At 56.6% G+C, this 22,318-nt stretch carries 20 protein-coding genes; 16 read left to right on the top strand and 4 right to left on the bottom strand.

What is annotated here, in order from left to right:
* Positions 1-8 precede the first annotated feature (8 nt).
* Positions 9-2,006, bottom strand: a complete 1,998-nt coding sequence (locus CSE6_RS21695; protein WP_059441457.1) for a copper resistance system multicopper oxidase — start codon at positions 2,004-2,006, stop codon at positions 9-11.
* A 366-nt stretch (positions 2,007-2,372) separates the two neighbouring features.
* Here CSE6_RS21695 and CSE6_RS21690 point away from each other — a divergent pair, with 366 nt between their 5' ends.
* Positions 2,373-3,056: a heavy metal response regulator transcription factor gene (locus CSE6_RS21690; protein ID WP_003055075.1), complete on the top strand. Its 684-nt coding sequence runs from the start codon at positions 2,373-2,375 to the stop codon at positions 3,054-3,056.
* Positions 3,057-4,487, top strand: a complete 1,431-nt coding sequence (locus CSE6_RS21685; protein WP_059441456.1) for a heavy metal sensor histidine kinase — start codon at positions 3,057-3,059, stop codon at positions 4,485-4,487. It begins immediately after the preceding gene.
* 13 nt (positions 4,488-4,500) lie between these two features.
* Here CSE6_RS21685 and CSE6_RS21680 read toward each other — a convergent pair whose 3' ends face one another.
* A complete protein-coding gene (locus tag CSE6_RS21680) occupies positions 4,501-4,785 on the bottom strand; it encodes a heavy-metal-associated domain-containing protein (protein ID WP_003062225.1) in 285 nt (94 codons plus the stop codon).
* 296 nt (positions 4,786-5,081) lie between these two features.
* On the opposite strand from CSE6_RS21680, the gene CSE6_RS21675 reads away from it, so the two are divergent.
* Entirely contained in the window at positions 5,082-5,426 is a 345-nt protein-coding gene (locus CSE6_RS21675; RefSeq protein ID WP_003055069.1) for a DUF4148 domain-containing protein, read from the top strand.
* Here the strand turns inward: CSE6_RS21675 and CSE6_RS26835 are convergent.
* Positions 5,412-5,669, bottom strand: a complete 258-nt coding sequence (locus CSE6_RS26835) for an integrase core domain-containing protein (protein WP_369346160.1) — start codon at positions 5,667-5,669, stop codon at positions 5,412-5,414. The two genes, CSE6_RS21675 and CSE6_RS26835, sit on opposite strands and share 15 nt — an antisense overlap.
* On the opposite strand from CSE6_RS26835, the gene CSE6_RS21670 reads away from it, so the two are divergent.
* The 8 genes from CSE6_RS21670 to CSE6_RS21635 all read left to right on the top strand — a co-directional run bounded on the left by CSE6_RS21670 (position 5,556) and on the right by CSE6_RS21635 (position 14,586).
* Positions 5,556-6,266, top strand: a complete 711-nt coding sequence (locus CSE6_RS21670) for a cation diffusion facilitator family transporter (protein ID WP_003062571.1) — start codon at positions 5,556-5,558, stop codon at positions 6,264-6,266. The two genes, CSE6_RS26835 and CSE6_RS21670, sit on opposite strands and share 114 nt — an antisense overlap.
* A gap of 192 nt (positions 6,267-6,458) precedes the next feature.
* Positions 6,459-6,812 carry a hypothetical protein gene (locus tag CSE6_RS26225; RefSeq protein WP_034350255.1) on the top strand — a complete coding sequence of 118 codons (354 nt, stop codon included), beginning with the start codon at positions 6,459-6,461 and terminating at the stop codon, positions 6,810-6,812.
* Positions 6,813-7,000: 188 nt separating this feature from the next.
* On the top strand, positions 7,001-8,185 hold the full coding sequence (locus CSE6_RS21660; protein WP_083994785.1) for a TolC family protein: 1,185 nt from the start codon (positions 7,001-7,003) through the stop codon (positions 8,183-8,185).
* Positions 8,186-8,301: 116 nt separating this feature from the next.
* Positions 8,302-8,793 carry a hypothetical protein gene (locus tag CSE6_RS21655; RefSeq protein ID WP_003081354.1) on the top strand — a complete coding sequence of 164 codons (492 nt, stop codon included), beginning with the start codon at positions 8,302-8,304 and terminating at the stop codon, positions 8,791-8,793.
* A complete protein-coding gene (locus CSE6_RS21650; protein ID WP_003081355.1) occupies positions 8,790-9,908 on the top strand; it encodes an efflux RND transporter periplasmic adaptor subunit in 1,119 nt (372 codons plus the stop codon). The genes CSE6_RS21655 and CSE6_RS21650 overlap by 4 nt, the downstream gene beginning before the upstream one ends.
* A 15-nt stretch (positions 9,909-9,923) precedes the next feature.
* Entirely contained in the window at positions 9,924-13,067 is a 3,144-nt protein-coding gene (locus CSE6_RS21645) for an efflux RND transporter permease subunit (RefSeq protein WP_003081359.1), read from the top strand.
* 59 nt (positions 13,068-13,126) lie between these two features.
* The gene (locus tag CSE6_RS21640; RefSeq protein ID WP_059441454.1) at positions 13,127-13,498 is read left to right on the top strand and encodes a hypothetical protein; all 372 of its coding nucleotides are present in this window, start codon (positions 13,127-13,129) and stop codon (positions 13,496-13,498) included.
* A 38-nt stretch (positions 13,499-13,536) separates the two neighbouring features.
* On the top strand, positions 13,537-14,586 hold the full coding sequence (locus CSE6_RS21635; RefSeq protein ID WP_059441453.1) for a DMT family transporter: 1,050 nt from the start codon (positions 13,537-13,539) through the stop codon (positions 14,584-14,586).
* A gap of 50 nt (positions 14,587-14,636) precedes the next feature.
* Here CSE6_RS21635 and CSE6_RS21630 read toward each other — a convergent pair whose 3' ends face one another.
* Positions 14,637-15,017 carry a chromate transporter gene (locus tag CSE6_RS21630; protein WP_158235177.1) on the bottom strand — a complete coding sequence of 127 codons (381 nt, stop codon included), beginning with the start codon at positions 15,015-15,017 and terminating at the stop codon, positions 14,637-14,639.
* Positions 15,018-15,345: 328 nt separating this feature from the next.
* Between CSE6_RS21630 and CSE6_RS21625 the strand changes: the two genes are divergently transcribed.
* The 5 genes from CSE6_RS21625 to CSE6_RS21605 form a co-directional block, all read left to right on the top strand.
* Positions 15,346-15,690, top strand: a complete 345-nt coding sequence (locus CSE6_RS21625) for a DUF4148 domain-containing protein (RefSeq protein ID WP_003055050.1) — start codon at positions 15,346-15,348, stop codon at positions 15,688-15,690.
* A 268-nt stretch (positions 15,691-15,958) separates the two neighbouring features.
* A complete protein-coding gene (locus CSE6_RS21620; protein ID WP_059441452.1) occupies positions 15,959-16,342 on the top strand; it encodes a hypothetical protein in 384 nt (127 codons plus the stop codon).
* Positions 16,343-16,361: 19 nt separating this feature from the next.
* Entirely contained in the window at positions 16,362-17,651 is a 1,290-nt protein-coding gene (locus CSE6_RS21615; RefSeq protein ID WP_238585761.1) for a TolC family protein, read from the top strand.
* Positions 17,648-19,168 carry an efflux RND transporter periplasmic adaptor subunit gene (locus CSE6_RS21610; protein WP_059441450.1) on the top strand — a complete coding sequence of 507 codons (1,521 nt, stop codon included), beginning with the start codon at positions 17,648-17,650 and terminating at the stop codon, positions 19,166-19,168. The genes CSE6_RS21615 and CSE6_RS21610 overlap by 4 nt, the downstream gene beginning before the upstream one ends.
* The coding region (locus CSE6_RS21605) for an efflux RND transporter permease subunit (protein WP_059441449.1) at positions 19,165-22,318 on the top strand (3,154 nt) is incomplete at its 3' end. The genes CSE6_RS21610 and CSE6_RS21605, both read left to right, overlap by 4 nt.

Below are 22,318 nucleotides of genomic sequence, written 5' to 3'. Positions count from 1 at the left end.
AGGTTTGTTCAAGACACTACGACTTCGCGGAACATGCCTGCATCCATGTGGAACATCAGGTGGCAATGCCATGCCCAGCGCCCCAGAGCATCTGCCGTCACCAAGAAGCTGATGCGTTGTGCAGGCTGTACTGGCAAGGTGTGTCGACGGGCGAGGAATCGACCATCAGGGCTCTCCAGTTCACTCCACATCCCATGCAAGTGCATAGGGTGAGTCATCATCGTGTCGTTGTGCAGGATGACTCGCAAACGCTCGCCGTGACGGAAGTGAACAGGCGTTGATTGCCCGAACTCCAATCCATCAAGAGACCAGGAATATCGCTCCATATTCCCCGTCAGGTGCAACTCCACCTCTCGTCCAGGACCGCGCGAGTCCATCGGACCTGAAGGTGTATGCAGATCTGCCAAGGTCAGCACCCGTCTGCCGTTATTGCGCAGACCGATACCGGGATCGTCAAGATTGGTGCGGGCCATATCGACTCGCATATCTGTTCTTGCGCCATATTCAGTGCGAGCATGGCGTGCGGTGGTGCTGGGCACTGCCAAGCTCCCAGCAGGCTTGGCATGCTGACTATGGTCCATCGCCATACCACCGTGATTCATGCCGGCCATCGCACCATGATCCATGCCGGCCATTGCCCCCGACATACCAGCCATCCCGGCCATACCCGTCATCCCAGACATGCCGGTCATCCCAGACATGCCGGTCATCCCAGACATGCCGGTCATCCCAGACATGCCGGTCATCCCAGACATGCCGGTCATCCCAGACATGCCGGTCATCCCAGACATGCCGGTCATCCCAGACATGCCGGTCATGTCCATGTCGGCTCCAGAACTGCCATGGCTCATGGCGCCCATCATGTCGCTCATACCCAGCCATTCGACGGGATCGAGTGCGGGGACTGGAGCCTGCAGGCCTTCGCGCACTGCTAACGTAGCGCGTGCGTAGCCTGTTCGGTCCATCGACTGGGCAAAAATCGTATAGGCGTCATCACGTGGCTCGACAATCACGTCTATGGTTTCGCCAGGGCCGAATCGGAATTCATCGACAGTCACAGGCTCTACGTCGACACCGTCAACATGCACCACCGTGAGCTTCAGGCCCGGTATACGTACGTCATAGAAGGTATTGCCCGCGCCGTTGACCATGCGCAGCCGGACACGCTCGCCCGGACGGAAAAGAGCAGTCCAATTGCCTGCAGGTGTGACGCCATTTGCGAGGTAGGTCAGGGTCGCAGAAGAGAGGTCGGCTAAATCCGTTGGATTCATGCGCATCTCGTTCCACATCTTGCGCTTGTCTAATGCCGCTGACACGCCATCACGCGATGCATCACGGAAGAAATCAAAGACCGTGGGCTGGTTGTAGTTGTAGTAGTCGCCCTGAACCTTGAGCTTTGCGAAAACGCGCATGGGGTCTTCGTCAGTCCAGTCAGAGAAGAGCACGACATGGTCACGATCTGCACGGATAGTCTCAGGTCCTGCGGGATCAATGATGATCGCTCCATACATGCCGGTGAGTTCCTGCATGCCTGAATGTGAGTGATACCAGTAGGAACCGCTTTGCTGAACCTTGAAGCGGTAGGTAAACGTCTCTCCAGGAGGAATGCCCGCAAAGCTGATGCCTGGAACTCCATCCATCTGGTAGGGCAAGATAATGCCGTGCCAATGAATAGAAGTGGCCTCGCGAAGCTTGTTCGTGACGCGAATCGTCACCGTCTCACCCTCTCGCCAGCGCAGGGTTGGTGCAGGAAGCGATCCATTGATCGTTGTCGCCATGCCAGGCTTGCCCGTAAAGTTCACTGCGGACTCGGCGATCACCAGATCGAACTCGTTACCCTTCAGCACCGGCGCGGCCCCACGGACTGTTGAGCTCTGCTGCGCGAATGCCATGAGCGACTGCGTTGACAGGCCCGCCAGCACGCCTCCTGCGGCCAGTCCCTGAACGAAGCGCCGACGAGAGAACCCTTGAGTGGGAGTGACAAAAAATGGCGAATGACGCGGCATAAGGTGAAATCCTCCAGAGCTTTCAACAAAATCGTTTTCGGCGACGCTTGCTTGAAGCAAAGAGCGCTCGATATGTTCAGTATGCTAGGGCGCGCTGAATTTCGGTGGAGTGACTCGCTCATTACATTCATGTAATGCTCGCGTCATGTTCACTGCGACTGGAGGCGTCTATCAAGAAATGCCTTCGTTGCAGCCAGGAGGTTCACTCTGCTCGCCACGCTTGATGACTGACCAGGAGGGAGCAACTAGGCAGTGTTAAGTCTTTCTATCGCCAGGATTTCAGGAGCATTACATTTTTCTTATCTTCATGTCAGAGGGCGTCAAACTAGGCACACTCTTGAGCATCTACTGCAGCGGAGCGATTACATGAGGGTTTTGATTGTCGAGGATGAGCCTAAAACAGGTGAGTACCTGCGCCAAGGGTTGACCGAAGCTGGCTACATTGCTGATCTGGTTCCAAATGGTTCAGATGGCTTGCATATGGCTCTGCAAGGAGAATACTCATTGGTGATCTTGGACGTCATGCTGCCGGGTCTCAATGGTTGGCAGGTCCTCCAAGCTCTGCGTGATCGGGGCCTACATATGCCGGTCCTGTTTCTTACTGCACGGGACCATGTCGAGGATCGCGTCAAAGGGCTGGAGCTCGGTGCAGATGATTACCTGGTGAAGCCGTTTTCGTTTGCTGAGCTACTTGCCAGAGTTCGCATCATTCTTAGACGAGGACATCCGGCCAACGAAGGCACTACTCTGACTGTTGCAGATCTTGAGCTAGACCTGCTGCGTCGACGTGTATCTCGCAATGGCAAACGTGTTGATCTCACCGCCAAAGAGTTTGGACTCTTGGAGTTGCTGATGCGTCGTCATGGTGAAGTGCTGCCACGTTCGTTGATCGCATCGCAGGTATGGGACATGAATTTCGACAGCGACACCAACGTCATTGAGGTGGCCATGCGCCGTCTGCGAGCCAAAATTGATGAAGGCCACTCGATCAAACTAATCCAGACCGTACGGGGAATGGGCTACGTGCTTGACGTTCCTGAGGAGGAATAGGTGCAGCGTTTCACTCGCAAGGGAAAGCTCTCTTTAACTAGTCGTTTGGCCCTTTTCTTCACGTCTGTTGCGGCAGCCGTAGTGCTTGGCTTAGGTGGTTTGTTCCTAGTTGTTACAGAAAAGCATTTCGTGGAATTGGACCGAATGACGCTTCAAGACAAGCGCCATTTGATCGAGAAAATTCTCCAGAACACCAAGTCGGTCGATGATGCTCGTTGGCGTTTAAATGAGGCACTGAACTATCACGAGGATCTTCAAGTCCAGGTGAAAGATGCCCAAGGAGAAACCGTATTTCAATCGCCCGCATCCGGCTTTGCAGTGCCGGATCGCAACTCGGGTTTTATCGACAAGGAAGGATCGTTTGGGGTGTGGCGGCACGCAGATGCAGAATTCCACACCTTGAGCTTTGAGACGCTACCGGCCTACGCACCGTCACCATTAAAGGTACTGATCGCTGCAGACACAAAGCATCACATTCAATTTCTCGACGGAATTCGAGCAAGCTTCGCCATTTATGTGATTGCCGCAATTTTGCTGTGCTCGCTTCTGTCTTGGCTCGCCGCTCGGCAAGGGCTGGCACCGCTGCGAGAGATGAAATCACGGGCGGCAGTTGTGACCGGGCAGAAGATGAGTGAACGCATGCCGGTCGAGGCTGTGCCCGTTGAAATGGCCGATCTGGCGCATGAGCTCAATCGCATGCTGGATCGGTTGCAGGATGATTTTCAGCGACTGACAGATTTCGCGTCTGACTTGGCCCATGAACTACGTACACCCATCAGCAACCTGTTGACCCAGACTCAGGTTGTGCTGGCGTCCAAGCGTGATGCCGCGACATACAGAGACATTCTTGCCTCGAATGCCGAAGAGTTTCAGCGTTTGGCTCGCATGGTGTCAGATATGCTGTTCCTGGCCAAAACCGAACGGGGCGTGAGCTTGCCGCGTAAGGAGCAGTTCTTCGCACAACAAGAAGCATATGCATTGCTGGAGTTCTACGAGGCTGTCGCGGAAGAAAAGCAAATTCATTTGAAATTAAAAGGCGATGGACTCATTGATGGTGATCGGCTGATGTTTCATCGTGCTGTGAGTAATTTGCTATCTAATGCTTTGCGCTACACGCCGCAAGCAGGCATGGTCACCATCGACATTGAGACCGCAGCTTCCTGGACACTTGTCACTGTGGAAAATACAGGGCAGGACATTGATCCCAAAGTCCTGCCCAGGTTATTTGACCGCTTCTACCGAGCTGACCCTTCCAGGGCTCATCCGGACTCAGACGGTAGCGGATTGGGTTTGGCAATCACCCGAGCAATTGTCGAAGCTCATGGAGGCTCCATTACCGCCACTTCAGCCGATGGACGAACTCGCTTCACCTTGAAATTCCCCACTCCGCAGCCGACTTCCTCAGTAGATCAGAAAACAGGTTTTTCTTGAAAGCAAGAAGACACTATCCGCAGCAAGATGTCTTGGCTGAAGTGGAGCCGCAGCATTTCGTCTGCGGCTTCTCAGCATTTGCCTGCTCGGCTTCTGCTAACGCCAATAATTCTGGAGTGTATCCAGCGGCCTGGATAGCCAACACGTAGTCGGTGTCGCTCAGATCGCCGGAGACTTGCACCGTTTTATCTCGCGCATTCACTCCGATCTTTGCTTCATCATCGATTGCCAAAATGGAGCGCTGAATCCGCGCGGCACAGGCACCACATTTCATGTCATTGATGCGAAAAATAGCCATTACGTACTCCTTTAAAGCTTGTGGCTAAAGTTTCATCCTTCACATCATGTGAATGTCAAGTGTCTGTCTGCACAAGCACTGGAGCACGCGGTGTACACCAACTAGGTTGGTCTTCACTTTTCGCTTTGGGCTTTTGGTGTACAGATTTGGGATAAGAACTGCCGCGAAAAAGCTGACAACAATGTCACCGGACAGTCCTGTTTTTGTTGGGCTCTGCTTCCTAAGATCAACCCATCTTCTCCTCACCTTGATCAAGGCCCAGGAGATGTGTTCATCAACTTTCTTAGGAGCCAACCATGTCTCAAAACCGCATCTCCATTTCCTCTGTACTCGCAAGCGTTGCTGCTGTTATCACACTGGCTCTTCCTGGAATTGCGTCCGCAGGCTATGAGCATCCAGCCAACAATGAACAAGGCGTGATCGTGCATCCGGAGCACTTTGTAAGCCAGAAAACCCGAGCTCAAGTCAAGGCCGAGACTGAAGCCGCCATGAAGCAAGGCCGCCTTTCTTACGGTGAAAGCAATTTCCCAAGTGGTACTCCCGAGACTGGATCGAGCAAAACCCGCGAGCAAGTTATCAACGAAATGCGTAATGAAACAACAGCTGAACGGGATGCTCGCATGCAATCAACTGCGAACTAAACACGCTGAGTGTGAAGCCCCCTCGCTTTCCTGTGTGACATAAAAGCAGAGGTTGGTGAAACTTTTAACAAAATACGCGACCGGCGGTCTTCGGCTCAACGATTCGTGCAAACGATAGTGGTTGTAAAAATGCTGCCAGCCCTCGTTCCTAGACCGGACTTCCTGTACGGATCCATAGACATCGCAGTCGAGCACCTCCGTTCGGCAGGACCTGTTGAAGCGTTCGACGTAAGCGTTCTGGATCGGCGTGCCTCGCTGAATGTGGCGAAGGTTCCTACCCTTGCTCTGCGCCCATCGCTTTACTGCGTGGGCAAGGAACTCTGGCCCTTAGTCCATCAGCATCAGCATCATGGCCATGATCACCATGGGCACAACCACGACGACAACTCAGATCATGGCGACCTTAACTTGCGTTCAGCCTATCTTCACGTCCTTGCGGATGCCGCTACTTCGGTGCTAGCCATCGTTGCTTTGCTGGGTGGAATACACTGGGGTTTTGGTTGGCTGGACCCCTTGATGGGCATCGTCGGTGCGGCTCTAGTCGCCATTTGGGCGTGGGGTCTGTTGTGTGATAGCAGTCGAGTCTTGCTGGATGCCGAGATGGATGCACCAGTGGCCGAAGAAATTCGAGAATCCATCGCCGAAGGTCCATATCGGGCTGTCATCACGGACCTGCACGTTTGGCGGGTGGGCAAAGGGAAATATGCCGCCGTCATTGCCGTAGAAGGAAACTCTGAAGTCACCCCTGACTACATCCGCCAACTTGTCACTATTCATGAGGAGTTAGCGCATGTTTCAGTGGAAGTGAATCCACTGAACTCATCAACGGCACTCATATAAGCATTTGCTTGGCCGCTGCTTTCGCCGGAAGCAGACTCTCGTGACTTTTCATTGAGCGGCAGCTTTCTGCCTCAGTGGAAGCGTTACGCAAATTCAGTCAGTATGAGCAATACTGGTCTGGCCGTGCGTCAAACAATTTCGCAGCGTCCACAAAGATTGTGGGAGATACCTTCCACATATAATTTCTGAACTATGACACGCCGTCTGGCCATGTTCTTCGTGATGCTGAGCGTCTTCTGGCAAGCCCTTGCTGTGGCTGGCCAGATGCCTGTCTTCGCGTCACATGAAGCGCTTGAGCATGCGGCGATGCATCTTCAAGAGGAAGGCCACCACCACCATGATGATGGTGCCGTGGAGCTCGATGACTCCTCTGACTCCAAACTGCACATGATGGCCAATGGGATGCCATCTGCAGCGGTTGAAGCTTTCACCTTGAGTGTTCCGGTGCCCGACTGGGTAAGCTCTCCACTCTGCCCGGTCGTCGATTCCATGCTCCCCCATCCGATCCTGGAAGGTCTTCGACGGCCTCCCAGACTCACAGCCTAGCTCTCTTTAGGTCGGCTTCATCCGTCTGAAGCCATCCCTTCGTTCGTGCATGTCAGATCTGTCGCAGTACCTCGCGACGGTATTGCTATGTACCCAGAGCATTTAGAGGCTTTGTGAACCCCAAAATTAAATGGAGGCTCTGCATTCTTGCAGGGCTGACGTTGGCGTGCACGTCGTACGCACAGCCAATGGAAAGCGTTGCTGCGCCAAAATCGAGCAGCAACATTCAAAAAACAACCTTGGCGACTGCCGTTGAGGCGGCCTGGAGCCGCGCCGTTGCCTCTGCTGAGGCTGCAGGCATTTCTCGGCAGGCAGCCGCAGAAAAGCAAGCATCAAGTGCTCTTTGGGCTGCACCTCCCTCAGTGGAGTTGAGCCACCGCAATGACCGCCTGCAAAGCAACAATGGCGCTCGCGAGACTGAAGTAGCTTTGGCGGTGCCGCTCTGGCTTCCCGGCCAGAAAAGCGCCAAGCAACAAGCCGCAGATTCGTTGTCATCTCTATCTCAGTTGTCTGAAACTGAGGGAAAACTGCGTGTTGCAGAGGTTGTCCGTGAGTTGCATTGGCAGATTGCTGAGTTGCAGGCCAGCCAATCTTTGTCAAAGCAGCAGACCAGCACTTTTGCGGCCATCGCATCAGACGTGGATAAACGTGTGAAAGCCGGTGATCTGGCAAGAGCAGATGCCTTGGCAGCCAAGGGGGAGCTTTTAAGCGCACAAGCAACTCAGTCACAGGCTGAAACCCAGCTTGAAGCAGCAAAGCGCCAGTGGACAGCCCTGACAGGATTGGCCCAAACACCTGACGCTACGTTTGCGAGTGCTGAAAGCCCATCTCCTCGCCAGTTGGCTGAGCATCCCGAACTGTTGCGTGCAGAACAGCAAGTAGACCTGGCACATAAGCGTTTGGATTTGGTTGCCAAATCGAATCGCAGTGCTCCAGAGCTGATCACCAAGTTCAGGCAAGACATTCCAGGCCATGGTCAGGGTTCCGCCTACAGCCTGGGCCTTGCTGTGCGTATTCCGTTCGGCACAGACGATAGAAATGCACCCTTGCAAGCTGCCGCCTTGACCGAGCTGGACATAGCTCAGCGCAAGGAACAGGTGCTTCGTGCTCAGTTGTCTGCTCGCATGGAAAGCGCCAAGGCTGCAGCAGCGGCAAGTCAGTTGCAGTTGCAGACCGAGCGTGAAAAAGCCGCGTTGCTTAACGAACGAGCCAAGCTGATTCGTGCCGCCTTCAATGCAGGCGAGACATCGCTCCCAGAGCTTCTGCGCGCAGCCAGTGCCGCAGCTCAAGCCGACTACAGCGCTGCTCGGCAGGAGGCTGCATTTGGCCTCGCACGTGCACGTCTTCAACAAGCCTACGGACAACTGCCATGAATTCTCCGTTTTCAACTCCTTGCGCCGTGAAGCGCTTGCTCTTACTGGGTGGCTTCGCCCTTACTACAGGGATCGCCTTGGCATCCCCTGGTGCACACGGTCCCAATGGAGAGCATTTGGACGCAGCACCTACGGCAGGAGCCACTTCTTCTGCACCCAGGTTCGAGGCTAAGTCCGAAGACTACGAGCTGGTTGGTCGCCTGCAGGGCGGTGAGTTTTCGATGTTCATTAATCGATTCGCTACGAATGAACCCGTGGATCAAGCCAAGGTGGAAGTCGAGCTGGGTCAACTGAAAGCCCCTGCGCCTTATCACTCGGACCAGGGCGACTATGCCGTGGCTGACGAGAAGTTCTTGGCAGAACTCGGCAAGAAAGGGTCACACGCGCTGGTGATCACGATTCTGGATGGCAAAGAGTCTGACCTGCTGGACGGCACTTTGGAAGTCGGGGCGACCCAAGCTGCAGCTGAGGCCACCCATGCTCATGGAGATGAAAACGCTTTGCTGTTTGGCGCATTGGCAATTGCGGCATTGGCCGCAGTGGGTGGATTGGGATGGCTCTTGGGCCGTGGCTCTAACAGCAAGGTAGCAAAGGGAGGCGCCCAATGAAACGCATCGTCATCATGTCTGCGGTCTTGGCCGTCACCATGGCTCAAGCCTCTCCGGGCGCTCATGGCCCCAACGGAGAGCATCTGGATACCGCCTCGGCCGCTCCATCGGCAGCAGGTTTGAGTCGTCTGCCTGATGGCAGCGTCAATGTGCCCATGTTGTCCCAGCGTCGATTGGCAATTCGCACGGAAATTGCCCTGATGTCCGAAGCAAGCGCAACCACCGAACTGCCAGCCAAAGTCATCGCGGACCCCAATGCAAGCGGCCTGGTTCAGACGGTTGTGGGCGGAAAGATTGAGGCCGGATCCCAAGGCTTGCCGTTTGCTGGCAAGACTGTACGTAAAGGGGAGGTCCTGGCGGTCGTAGCCCATCACGCAGATCCACTTGCCTTGTCAGGACAGCGTGCCCAGTTGGCCGAGCTCAGAGGTGCCCGCGAAATTGCGCAAAAGCGTGTGGAGCGACTCAAAGGGCTTGAAGGCACTGTCCCACGCAAAGAGATTGAAGCGGCTCAGACAGAGTTTGCAAGCCTGAGGGCACGTGAAAGCGCAATCGGTGGCGGACTTGCTGCCAAGGAAAACGTTGTCGCACCGGTTTCGGGTGTCATCGCCAGCGCCAATGTGGTGCTCGGTCAGGTTGTCGAATCCAAGGATGTCTTGTTTGAGATTACCGATCCAGCCAAGGTCATGGTGGAGGCCACAACGGCCGATCCTGCTCTAGCAGCCAACATCAGTGCAGCAACGATCAAAGCGACGCCGGGAGTCCGTTTGGAGCTCATTGGTGCTGGTCGAAGCTTGCGTGACGGTGTGTTGCCATTGACCTTCAAGGCGGTTGCGTCCGATGGCACTCAACAGCTACCGATTGCTATTGGCCAACCTGTCACCGTGATTGCCAACTCCAAGCAAAGTGTCAAAGGCTTTGTTCTTCCCGCACAGGCGATTACTCGCAACCCTGCCAATGAGCCTGTCGTCTGGATCAAGTCAGGTGCAGAGCGCTATATCCCTCAGCCCGTGCAGTACCAAGCGTTGGATGCGAACCGGATCGTCGTTACCAAGGGGCTTGGCGATGAAAACCGGGTCGTGGTTCAAGGTGCGGCGCTGATCGCACAAATCCGCTGAACTGTGAGGTGACACATGTTCAACTGGATTGTTCGTAACAGCCTGCATAACCGGCTGTTTGTGCTGGCGTTCGCTGCGATATTGATGGTCTACGGGATCATCACAGCGGTCAAAACGCCTGTTGATGTCTTCCCGGACCTCAACAAACCTCTAATCACTGTTCTGACCGAAGCCGGGGGCATGGCCCCTGAAGAAGTCGAGCAGTTGGTGACTTTCCCCATTGAAACAGCATTGAATGGCATGCCGGGGGTCACTCGCGTGCGCTCCATGTCCGGGGTCGGTTTGTCGATTCTCTATGCCGAGTTTGACTGGGGAACTGACATCTACCGCAATCGCCAGTTGGTGGCGGAGCGGCTTGCGCTCGTACGCGAGCGACTTCCCGCTGATGTGGTGCCGGTGATGGGCCCTGTGTCTTCCATCATGGGTGAGGTCATGCTGCTGGCCTTGCCCTTGAATGTGGGCGAAAAAGGCGCATCGGCCGCAACACCCATGCAGGCACGGGAGTATGCAGACTTTGTGCTGCGTCCTCGCTTGTTGGCTGTCCAAGGTGTTTCGCAAGTCATTCCCATCGGGGGTGAAGTACGTCAATTGCGTGTCGAGCCTGACACCGCCAGGATGGCTCAGTTCGGCGTCACCCTTTCTCAGCTGGAAGCGGCTCTCAAGGGGTTTGCAGGCAACGCAGGCGGCGGTTTCATAGACCTCAATAGCAGGGAATATCTGATCCGCCACATTGGGCGTACCAACAAGGTCGAGGACCTGCAGTCCGCTGCAGTGGCCTGGCGAGATGGCCGTCCAATCCGCCTGGAGCAGGTTGCCAATGTCCGGTTTGCTCCGGCCATGAAGCGCGGTGACGGTGGTTACAACGGCTCTCCTGCGGTCATCGTCAGCGTTCAGAAGCAACCTGAAGCCGATACCGTTCGCGTGACGCGTGACATCGAGCAAGCGCTTCGTGAACTAAGCAAGGGCCGTCCTGAAGGCATCAACGAACCAAGAGCCTTGTTCCGACAGGCGGATTTCATTGAAGCCTCCATTGGCAACGTGACAGAGGCACTGCGTGATGGAGCCATCATGGTCGCCATCGTTCTGTTTGCCTTCTTGCTCTCAGCCAGAACCACTCTGATCTCACTGGTCGCGATCCCACTGTCGCTGGCTGCCACGGCGCTGGTATTTCACTGGCTGGGACAATCCATCAATGTGATGACCTTGGGCGGACTTGCCATTGCCATTGGCGAGTTGGTTGACGATGCGGTGGTGGACGTAGAAAACATTCTGCGCAGACTCAAGCAAAACCGGGAGCAGGAGCACCCGATGCCGACGCTTGAGGTTGTGCGCAAAGCCAGCGTGGAGGTTCGCTCCGGCATCGTTTATGCCACGGCCATCGTGGTGCTGGTGTTCGTGCCGCTGTTTGCTCTGCCAGGGGTCGAAGGCCGCTTGTTCTCGCCGCTGGGCATCGCCTACATCATCTCCATTCTGGCTTCCATGCTGGTGTCGATGACGGTGACGCCGGTACTGTGTTCCTACCTCCTGCCGAGAATGAAGCGCATTGATCATGGGGACAGCCCCATCGTCAGACGCCTCAAGCAATGGGATGAAAAGCTGCTGGCTTGGTCTTTCCCAAGAAGCAAAGCGCTGATGGCTACGGCCTTGGCTGCAGTAGTGATTGCACTGGCCAGCGTTCCCTTCTTCCCGAGAGCGTTCCTGCCAGCCTTCAATGAAGGCTCGCTGGTTCTGGGCATGGTGTTCAATCCGGGGACGTCATTGGCAGAAGCCAATCGAATGGGCTCCTTGGCTGAGACCTTGATCATGGAGGTGCCCGAGGTCACCCAGGTTGGGCGCAGAACAGGCCGGGCTGAGCTGGACGAGCACGCGGAAGGGGTTCACTCTGCAGAGATCGACGTTGATCTGAAGCGCAGCGAGCGTGATCGTGAAGCCGTGATGGCCGATATTCGCGCAAAGCTGTCTGTGCTGCCCGCACAAGTTGCTGTGGGCCAGCCGATTTCTCACCGCCTGGATCACTTGCTGTCCGGTGTTCGCGCTCAGATCGCCCTGAAAATTTCTGGTGACGATACCGACACGCTGCGTGGTTTGGCCGAGCAGATGCGCCAAAGTCTTTCAAGCATCCCTGGCCTGGTTGACCTGACCGTCGAGAAGCAAGTGCTGATTCCTCAGATTACTGTGCGTCTTGACCATCAGAAAGCCGCCCAGGTGGGGTTGGCTCCCGGGGAGGCTATTCGTGTGCTGCAAGCGCTGACGGATGGTGCTCATGGTGCACAGATCGTGGATGGCCCTCGTCGCTACGAACTGGTGTTGCGTTTGCCCGATGAAGGTCGCAGCCCGCAAGACCTGGCTCGAACCCTGATCGACACGCCGGCTGGCAGGATTCCTGTCTCAGCGATTGCGACGGTCTCCGAGACGGATGGACCCAACCAGATTGGCCGGGAAAACGGTCGTCGTCGCATCGTGGTCTATGCCAACACGGACGGTTCAGACATGAGTCGTATCGTGCGTGACATTCGTGCGGCGATAGATCGCACCCAGTTACCGACAGGCAACTCCATCTCTCTGGAGGGGCAGTTCCAGGCTCAGGAGCAGGCTGCGCAAAAGATTGCGTGGCTATCGCTGATGTCTCTGGCTTTGGTGTTCCTGGTGCTTTACACACGCTACCGCTCCACGACGCTGGCCTTGATCATCATGGCCAATATCCCGTTGGCTCTGGTGGGCAGTGTGATTGCAATGTGGCTTTCGGGAATCACGCTCTCCGTGGCCTCCATGGTGGGCTTCATTACCTTGACAGGCATTGCAGTTCGCAATGGCATCCTCAAGGTGAGCCACTACATCAACCTCTGCAAGTTTGAAGGGGAGCAGTTCGGCCAGTCCATGGTTGTCCGCGGCTCACTGGAGCGCCTGACACCTGTGCTGATGACTGCGCTGGTAGCTGCGTTTGCCCTGACGCCTTTGCTGCTGTCTGCCGATGCTGCTGGCAAGGAAATCTTGCATCCAGTTGCGGTGGTCATCTTCGGTGGTTTGGTGAGCTCCACGCTCCTAGATACGTTGTTGACTCCACTGATGTACCTGGCATTTGGTCGAACGGCCACCGAAAAGCTTCTGGCTTCAAATCCAGAAGCCGAAGGCACGCCTGAGCAGCAAGAAGCGTTTTAAAGCAATTACGGGCTTTGAGGCGCAGCCCTTGATGCGCCTCGCTTTAGCTAGGAATAGTTATGAAAAAACTGCTGTCTGCAGCTGTCCTGGGCCTTTCTCTGATCAGCATGAACGCCATCGCGCATGGCACTGCCAAGCCTCAGCACGGCGGCATTGTCCAATCGGCCAGCGATCTGTCCTTTGAACTGGTTCCACAAGCCAATGGTGCTGCCATCTACGTAATCGATCACGACGATCCTGCTGACGTGAGCAAGATGGGCGGAAAACTGACCGTGCTCAATGGTGCGGAAAAGTCTGAAGCCGACATCAAGCCTGCCGGTGGCAACAAACTTGAAGCAACAGGTATCAAGGTTGCCAAGGGCAGCAAAGTTGTTGCGACCATCACCGGCGTTGAAGGCCAAACTGTCACCGTGCGTTTTTCGGTGAAGTAATACCCAGCTCGACAAAGCATAGGTAAGACGAGGTAGCTATGAATGTTTTGGCAAACCGTGGAGTTGTCGCGGCACTCGGCGCGGCAGTTCTATTTGGAGCAGGTACACCAGCAGTCAAGATGCTGCTGGAGCATGCCAGTCCCTGGTTGATGGCAGGCATTCTCTACCTCGGCTCTGGTATCGGCTTGCTGATCTACAGGCTGATTACGAAAGCTCCTGCAGTCGCCCTGAAGCGGCATGAGATGGGATGGCTTGCCGGAGCCGTTGTAGCAGGCGGCATGATGGGGCCGCTGCTTTTGATGACAGGCTTGTCTGGGATGGCTGCGACCGACGCATCTCTGCTGCTCAACGCCGAGGGCGTACTGACAGCCGTTCTCGCGTGGTTTGTTTTCAAAGAAAACTTTGATCACCGTATCGCCTTGGGGATGGTGGCAATTGTTGCTGGTGCGGTAGTGCTCAGCTGGCCAAGCCAAACGGGCACTGCCAGCCTCTGGCCCACGCTTGCAGTGCTCGGCGCTTGTCTGTCCTGGGCCATTGACAACAATCTGACTCGTAAGGTATCGATTGCGGATGCCTCATTCATTGCAATGATGAAGGGCCTGGCTGCCGGCGCTACCAATTTGCTGTTGGCTCTGGCGACTGGCGCAGTCTGGCCGTCACCAGGAGTCGTGGCTTTGGGGGCGGTGATTGGCTTCCTGAGCTATGGCACGAGCTTGGTCTTGTTCGTGATCGCCTTGCGCTATCTGGGTACAGCTCGCACAGGGGCGTATTTCTCCATCGCGCCGTTTTTTGGAGCCGTGCTGGCCATTGCTTTCTTGGGAGAGCCTGCATCGCCTCGATTGCTCGTTGCTGGCGTTTTGATGGGTATCGGGGTCTGGCTACACCTTACTGAAACCCATCAGCACGAGCACACCCATGAGTTGCTAGAACATAGTCATGAACATGAACATGATGAGCATCATCAGCATGTCCACGCGGACGGGTCGATGCCAACGGGTAAGCATGCACATTTGCACACTCATGAGCCTACGACGCACAACCATGAGCATTTCCCAGATTTCCATCATCAGCACGAACACAAACACTGATGTGCAGATTCAGCGTGCCGACACGCGTGAACCGCACTCGCCTTACGATGTCAATGATCTAGTTGATAGATGACAAGGCCAACAACTGAAGCTGCTGCGACGATGACTGGCCCTGGGAGCTTTGTTTGAAGTTTCCACTGAGTTACTGTAGAAATGATAGAAATTGCAGCGGCGATCCCGTCTGTAATTGATCGCTGCGCAATGACTGCAACTGCACCGATGATTTTTCCTATCGCTGCAGCAGTAATCCCACGAACAATGGCGATGAAGCCTGGCTTTTTTTCCATATTTCTTGAAATACGGAGATAGAACCAACGTGAACAAGAGGCAATGCAGAAAGTCGCCGCAGCCGCCTCGACCACGCCTCTGAAACCGTGCACGAGAAAGCCATTAAACACTGGCGTACTGACAATAGGTCCAGGGTTGGTCATGCATGCCATTCCATTTTTCCAATAGTCGGTCGGCATAACCTCCGGGTTGCGAAGCGAGTCTCAACCTTTAAGCTGCGTGGATGTCTAGATGTACTTCGCAATCCTGCTTGAGCCACCTCGAACGGATTTACATGCCATGCTTTGTTCGTCTCAACTGGCGCACTGAGTTGAACCTCTGAAGCCAAGGAGGCTGCAAAGAAGCTGACAACAATGTCACCGCGCTGTCCCGATTTTGTTGGGCGCCGATTCCTAAGATCAACACATCTTCTCTTCACCTTGATCAAGGCCCAGGAGATTGTGTTCAACGACTTTCTTAGGAGCTTCAACCATGTCTAAAAGCCGATTCTTCATCTCTTCCACACTGGCAAGTGCTGCAGCAGCCATTGTCCTAGCGCTTCCGGGTATTGCCTCAGCAGGCTACGAGCATCCGGCAAATAATGAACGAGGCGTGATCGTGCATCCAGAGCATTTCGTGAGCCAAAAAACCCGAGCTCAAGTCATCGCAGAAACTGAAACTGCGATGAAACAGGGTCGCCTGTCGTACGGCGAAAGCAACTATCCAACCCAGGTACCTAGCGTGGGCTCTAGCAAAACACGCGCAGAAGTAATCAATGAACTGCTGCGTGAATCACCTTCAGAGCGTGAGGCCCGTCTCCAATCTATGGCGCGCTAAGCCTTGAGTGTGTCTTAGGTCCACCGTCGTATACTGGGCCTAAGACTTAAACCATTTCATTCACCTATTGGCTTTGCTTGACTGACATTTCAGCATCTGGGACTTGTGTTTACAATATGGAGGCTTCTTCAGCCTCCTTTAGCCAAGGCGACGAATAAGATGCGTGCAGGCCATCTGCCCCCTCTAAGACCTTTGACATCTAGAAAGCGGTTATGTCGTGTAGCGTTGACTGCCCAAGGCTGGTAGATTGACTGCACTTCCTGTAATCATGCTGCATCGTCGCATTTACCGCCTGACCACCGCCATCGTGGTGGTGCTTTCGGTGCTGTTCGCACAGCTGGCGTTGGCGGGCTACGTCTGCCCGCAAGAGGACAGCGTTGAAGCGATGACGGCCAGGATGGAGGCCGGCATGCCATGCGAAGGCATGGACCAACAGCAACCGGTTCTGTGTCATCAGTACACCAATGCCCCGGATGTGACCTTCGAGGCAATCAAACTGCCCGTGGCGTCATTACCAGCCATCGTGCAGGTATTGGAGCTGCCGCTAGTGCTCGAATTTGATGCTGCGCTTGCAGTGTCCTGGCCCATCACCTTGGACGTTCGACCGCCTCCGGACCCTCTTTTTCTCTCTACTCTCAGACTCAGAGTCTGATCACTTCGTCGACTGACTGGTGCTGGCGTGGCTTGTCCATACGCCGGCAATGCCCTCGTTCGTCCACGGAGTTTCCATGTCCCCTATTTTTTTGCGAGCAGCCTCCTTGGCTGCTGTCTTTCTGCCGGCCGTTGCTGCTGCAGAATCGATTTCATTCGACCAGGCAATAAGCTTGGCCGTCCAACGCTCCGAAGCAGCCCGCGCAGCCCAGGCGGCGATGCAAGGCTCTGTCCATTCCATCCAGGCTGCGGGTCAGTTGCCAGATCCCATGCTGCGGGCCGGCATCGACAATTTGCCGGTTACCGGCTCAGACCGCTTCAGCGGTACCCGTGAGTCCATGACGATGAAGCGCATCGGTGTCAGCCAGGAGTGGCTCTCTGCAGATAAACGAGCCGCGCGCGAAGGTGTGGCTCGTGCACGGGCCGACCGCGATGCCGTACAAAAAGACATTGCCGAAGCCGAGGCTCGCCTGCAGGTCAGCATGGCGTATGTCGATGCGTGGTTCGCCACTGAAGCACTCAAGCTAACCACACAAACCGAGCATCACTTGCACGAGGAGCTGAATGCGGCAAAAAGCCGCATAGCAGCTGCCACAGGCAACAGCGCAGAAGCGTTGCAGCTCCTATCCGCCAAAGGGATTGCAGAGGATGAAAGCGAAGAGGTTCGCCAACAGCAGTCTGCAGCCATGGTCAGTCTGCAACGCTGGATCGGCATTCTTCCCGATGCCCTCAACAAGCCGCCTGCCTTCCCGGTTCCCGAGGAATGGGACTACGTGGCGAGATATCCAGCCGTCGCAGGCTTAAAAAGCGACGTCGAAATTGCTCGCCAGAGTGCAAACGTCGCAGCCAAGGAGCGCTCTCCCAACTGGACCTGGGAAGTGTCCTACGGCCAGCGCACCGGCTATTCCGATTTGGTTTCGGTCGGTGTCAGCATCCCGCTCCAAATCGCACCAAGCCAGCGCCAAGACCGCGAAACCTCGGCCAAGCTGGCCATGGTCGACAAAGCAGAGGCTGACCTGACGGAGGGAATGCGCGCAGCCATGGCCGATTACCGCACCTTGACTAGCGACGCCGCGCGCCTGCAGCAGCGTATCGAGAGATACCAAGGCTCCGTAGTGACCCCGGCCAGACAGCGCACTTCCGCCGCCCTGGCAGCCTACCGCTCCAATCAACTGGCCCTGACCGCTGTGTTTGAGGCACGACATGCCGAGGTCGAAGCTCAGAGAAAACTCCTCGCACTGCAGCGTGATTTGGTACGTACGCAGGCCCAACTGAACCTCAAACCCATCGCTCAAGGAGGTGCCCAATGAAGCGCACAGCACTGGTCACTTCATTGGTTACGGCAGGCGTACTGCTGGCAGCCGGTGGCTTCTTTATTGGCCGCTTGACCTCCGAAGGCGCTGCCCCCAAAGCCGTAGCCGCCTCGGAATCCAAGGCTCCCGCAGGCGAGCGCAAGATCCTCTACTGGCATGACCCCATGGTGCCGGGACCACGCTTTGACAAACCGGGCAAGTCGCCATTCATGGACATGCAACTGGTGCCCGTCTATGCGGACGATGCCAATGACACAGGCGTCAAAGTCAGTCCAACGGTGCAGCAGAACCTCGGCATCCGGACCGCGACGGTCAAGCGAGCCGACATCGGCGCGTCGTTCGACGCCGTTGGCACGGTGCAGTTCGATGAGCGCCTGAGTGTTGCCGTCCAGACCCGTGTTGCCGGTTATGTCGAGCATTTGGCTGTGCGCGCTCCCATGGAGCAGGTTCGCAAAGGTCAGGCTTTGGCCACCATTTTTGCGCCCGAGTGGCTGGGGCCACAAAACGAACTGCTCGCACTCAAGCGTTCAGGTGTACCTCAGGAGCTTATTACGGCAACCCGTGAGCGCATGCGCGCCATGTCCATCCCCGCAGAACTGGTACGCAAGAGTGAGGAAACCGGGGTCGCCCAAGCTCGCTATACCTTGCAGGCTCCGGTAAATGGCGTGGTGACGGAACTTGGTGTGCGAGATGGAGCCCAGGTGTCACCTGGCCTTACGTTGTTCCGTATCTCCGGCCTAGAGAAGGTCTGGGCCGTGGCTGAAGTGCCGGAAGCACAAGCCGTACGTCTGACGCGTGGCCAGAAGGTCAAGGCCGTTCTGCAAGCCGATGCATCCCAAACCTTCGAAGGCGAGTTGAAGGAAATCCTGCCACAGGTCAACGCCAGCACACGCACCCTGCAAGCGCGATTCGAGGTCGTTAACCGCAGCGGCAAACTGATACCCGGGTTGCTGCTGCGCCTGCAGGTCGGCGACGCTCCAGCCTCGCGCCTAGTCCTGCCTTCCGAAGCCGTCATCCGTACCGGCACCCGTGCATTGGTCATCGTCCGCAAGGAGTCTGGCAACTTCGAGCCTCGGGAAATCAAACTGGGCGAGGACTTGGGTGATCAATTGGAGGTGCTGCAAGGCTTGCGCGAAGGCGAAGAGGTGATTGCCAGCGGCCAATTCCTAGTGGACTCGGAAGCGCGGCTCAAGTCAGCTCTGGGAGCCATGGAGGCCGGGCAATCCCAGCCTGTGCCCGCTACGGCCACCGAAGCCCCCGACATCTTCCGCGCCGAGGGCAAGGTGGAAAGCATGGATGACGACGGGATCACGATCTCGCATGGCCCTGTGCCGGCTCTCAAGTGGCCCGCCATGACAATGAGCTTTGGCAAGGCCGACTCGATGACGCTCACGGGCTTGAAGCCAGGAGATCTGGTGCGCTTCGAGTTCCGAAAAGGCGGGCCCATGGATTGGGAAGTCATCTCCGTGCAGAAAAGCGGCAGCGCCGCTGGAACCACCGGAGGCGCCAAGTGATTGCTGCTCTGATCCGTTGGTCCATCACCAACCGCTTTCTAGTGCTGATTGCCACCGCGTTCCTCGTGGCGGTAGGCATCTGGTCGGCATCTCGCACCCCGGTCGATGCATTGCCGGACCTCAGCGACGTACAGGTGATCGTTCGCACCACCTACCCAGGCAAGCCGCCCCAGGTGGTGGAGGACCTCGTGACCTACCCGCTGACCACAACCATGCTGAGCGTACCTGGGGCTAAAACCGTCCGAGGCTATTCGTTCTTTGGCGACTCCTTCGTCTATATCCTGTTTGACGACAAGACCGATCCATACTGGGCACGGTCACGGGTGGTGGAGTATCTGAACCAGGTGCAAAGCCGCTTACCAGTAGGTGCGACAGCCGCGCTAGGCCCGGATGCCACTGGTGTGGGCTGGGTCTACGAGTACGCGCTGGTCGACCGCAGCGGCCATAACGATATTGGACAGCTGAGAGCCCTCAACGACTGGTTTCTGAAATTCGAGCTGAAAACCGTTCCGGATGTGGCGGAAGTCGCCAGCATCGGCGGCATGGTCCGCCAATACCAGGTGGTGCTCGACCCGGACCGCATGCGAACGCTCGCCATCACACAGTCCATGGTCGTGCAGGCCCTGCAGAAGGCCAATCAGTCGTCTGGCGGCTCGGTAGTGGAAATGGCCGAGACCGAGTACATGGTGCGCTCGCGCGGATTCCTTCAATCACTGGAGGACTTCCGTACCATCCCGATCACCCTCAGCGGAGCGACACCCGTGCTGCTGAGAGATGTGGCCATAGTCCAGATAGGCCCGGAAATGCGACGGGGCATCGCCGAACTAGATGGTGAGGGTGAAGTCACGGGAGGGGTAGTAGTCATGCGCTCCGGCAAGAATGCCCGAGCCACTATCGAAGCCGTCAAAGCCAGGCTGGAGACGCTCAAACCCAGTCTGCCCAAAGGCGTTGAGGTGGTGGAAACCTATGACCGCTCCAAACTCATTGATCGTGCAGTCGACAACCTGCGTGTCAAGCTTCTGGAGGAGTTCGCCGTCGTCGCCGTCGTCTGTGCCATCTTCCTATTCCACCTGCGCTCCGCGCTGGTGGCAGTTGTAACACTGCCTATTGGGGTGCTAGCGGCTTTTGGCGTGATGCACTGGCAAGGCGTGAGCGCGAACATTCTCTCGTTGGGCGGTGTGGCCATTGCTCTAGGGGCTATGGTCGATGCCTCGGTGGTCCTGGTCGAAGCTGCGCACAAGCATCTGGAGCACTTTGAAGAACGACATGGACGCCCATCGTCCGTGGCCGAGCGCTGGGAACTGATCGCGCAATCAGCCGTGGAGGTCGGTCCTGCGCTGTTCTTCTCGCTGCTGGTCATCACGCTGTCGTTCCTGCCCGTGTTCACCCTGGAGGCCCAGGAAGGACGGCTGTTCTCGCCACTGGCCTTCACCAAGACCTATGCGATGGCGGCTGCTGCTGGCTTGTCGGTGACTCTGGTTCCAGTGCTGATGGGATACCTCATTCGAGGACGCATTCCAAAGGAAACTGCGAACCCTATCAACAGAAGCCTTATCGCCATTTACCGGCCTGCTTTGGAGTTGGTTTTGCGTTTTCCTAAGTTCACGCTGCTGGCAGCGACATTGGCCCTGGCCATCACCGCAATTCCGGTCATGCGGCTGGGCGGTGAGTTCATGCCGCCGCTGGACGAAGGCGATCTGTTGTACATGCCCTCGGCGTTACCTGGTATTTCGGTCTCAAAGGCCGCAGAGTTGTTGCAACAGACAGACCGGCTTATCAAAACAGTGCCCGAGGTTCAGCGTGTGTTCGGCAAGGCGGGACGGGCAGATACTGCGACCGATCCTGCGCCGCTGGAGATGTTCGAGACCACGATCCAGTTCAAGCCACGTGAGCAATGGCGTCCTGGCATGACCCCGGAGAAGCTGGTTGAAGAACTGGACCGGGTGGTCAAGGTTCCGGGTCTATCAAACGTGTGGGTGCCCCCGATCCGCAACCGCATCGACATGCTGGCCACCGGCATCAAGAGCCCCGTCGGCATCAAGGTCGCCGGACCAGACCTCGCCACCATCGACAAGCTCGCGGCACAGATTGAATCCGCCGTGCGCGGAGTGCCTGGTGTTTCTTCCGCGTTAGCCGAACGCTTGACAGGGGGCCGGTACATTGACGTGGATGTGGACCGACAAGCCGCTGCGCGGTTCGGACTTTCTGTGGCAGACGTGCAGGCGGTCATATCCACAGCCATCGGTGGTGAGAATGTCGGAGAAGTCATTCAGGGTCGAGAGCGTTTTCCAGTGAACGTCCGCTACCCGCGCGAAATCCGCGATTCGCTGGAACGCCTGCGCAAGCTGCCTTTCGTGACAGACAAGGGTGCCACTGTGCTCCTGCAGGACGTTGCCAAGATCGTCATCGCAGAAGGCCCACCTATGATCCGCAGCGAAAACGCAAGGCTCTCGGGCTGGGTCTATGTCGATGTACGTGGCCGGGACTTGCGCTCCGTCGTCCATGACATGCAAGCCATTGTCGCCAAGCAGGTGGCCATGCCTGCCGGCTATGCCTTGTCGTGGTCTGGCCAGTTCGAGTACTTGGAGCGGGCTACGGAACGCCTGAAAGTCGTCGTACCACTCACTCTGGCTGTCATCTTCATGCTGCTCTACGTCCTGTTTCGCAGTGCAGGCGATGCCGCATTGGTCATGGCAGCAGTTCCATTCTCGCTTGTCGGTGGATTCTGGTTCATCTGGGCGCTCGGTCACGCGGTGTCGGTGGCCTCTGCCGTGGGGTTCATTGCCCTGGCCGGCGTTGCCGCCGAGTTTGGCGTCGTGATGCTGGTCTACCTGCAGAACGCCTGGAGACAGCATCTAGCCTCAGGCGAGCCGGACAATGAAGAAACGTTGCTGGCTGCCATTCGCGAGGGAGCCGTCATGCGCGTGCGGCCAAAGGCCATGACCGTGGCTGTAGTCATGGCGGGTCTGCTTCCTATTCTGGTCGGACATGGCACGGGCTCGGAAGTCATGACCCGCATCGCCGCACCGATGGTCGGCGGTATGGTCACGGCCCCCCTCCTAAGCATGCTGGTCATCCCAGCTGCCTGGTACTTGATCCATCGCAGGCGTCCATCAACTGGGCGCCACGCTCCAAACCAGACCCCTCCCG

Origin of the sequence: Comamonas sp. E6 (genome assembly GCF_001010305.1) — a bacterium.
Classification (GTDB): domain Bacteria; phylum Pseudomonadota; class Gammaproteobacteria; order Burkholderiales; family Burkholderiaceae_C; genus Comamonas; species Comamonas thiooxydans.
Note: the sequence above shows the minus strand (reverse complement) of the source record. Positions and strands in the feature narration are given on the sequence as shown.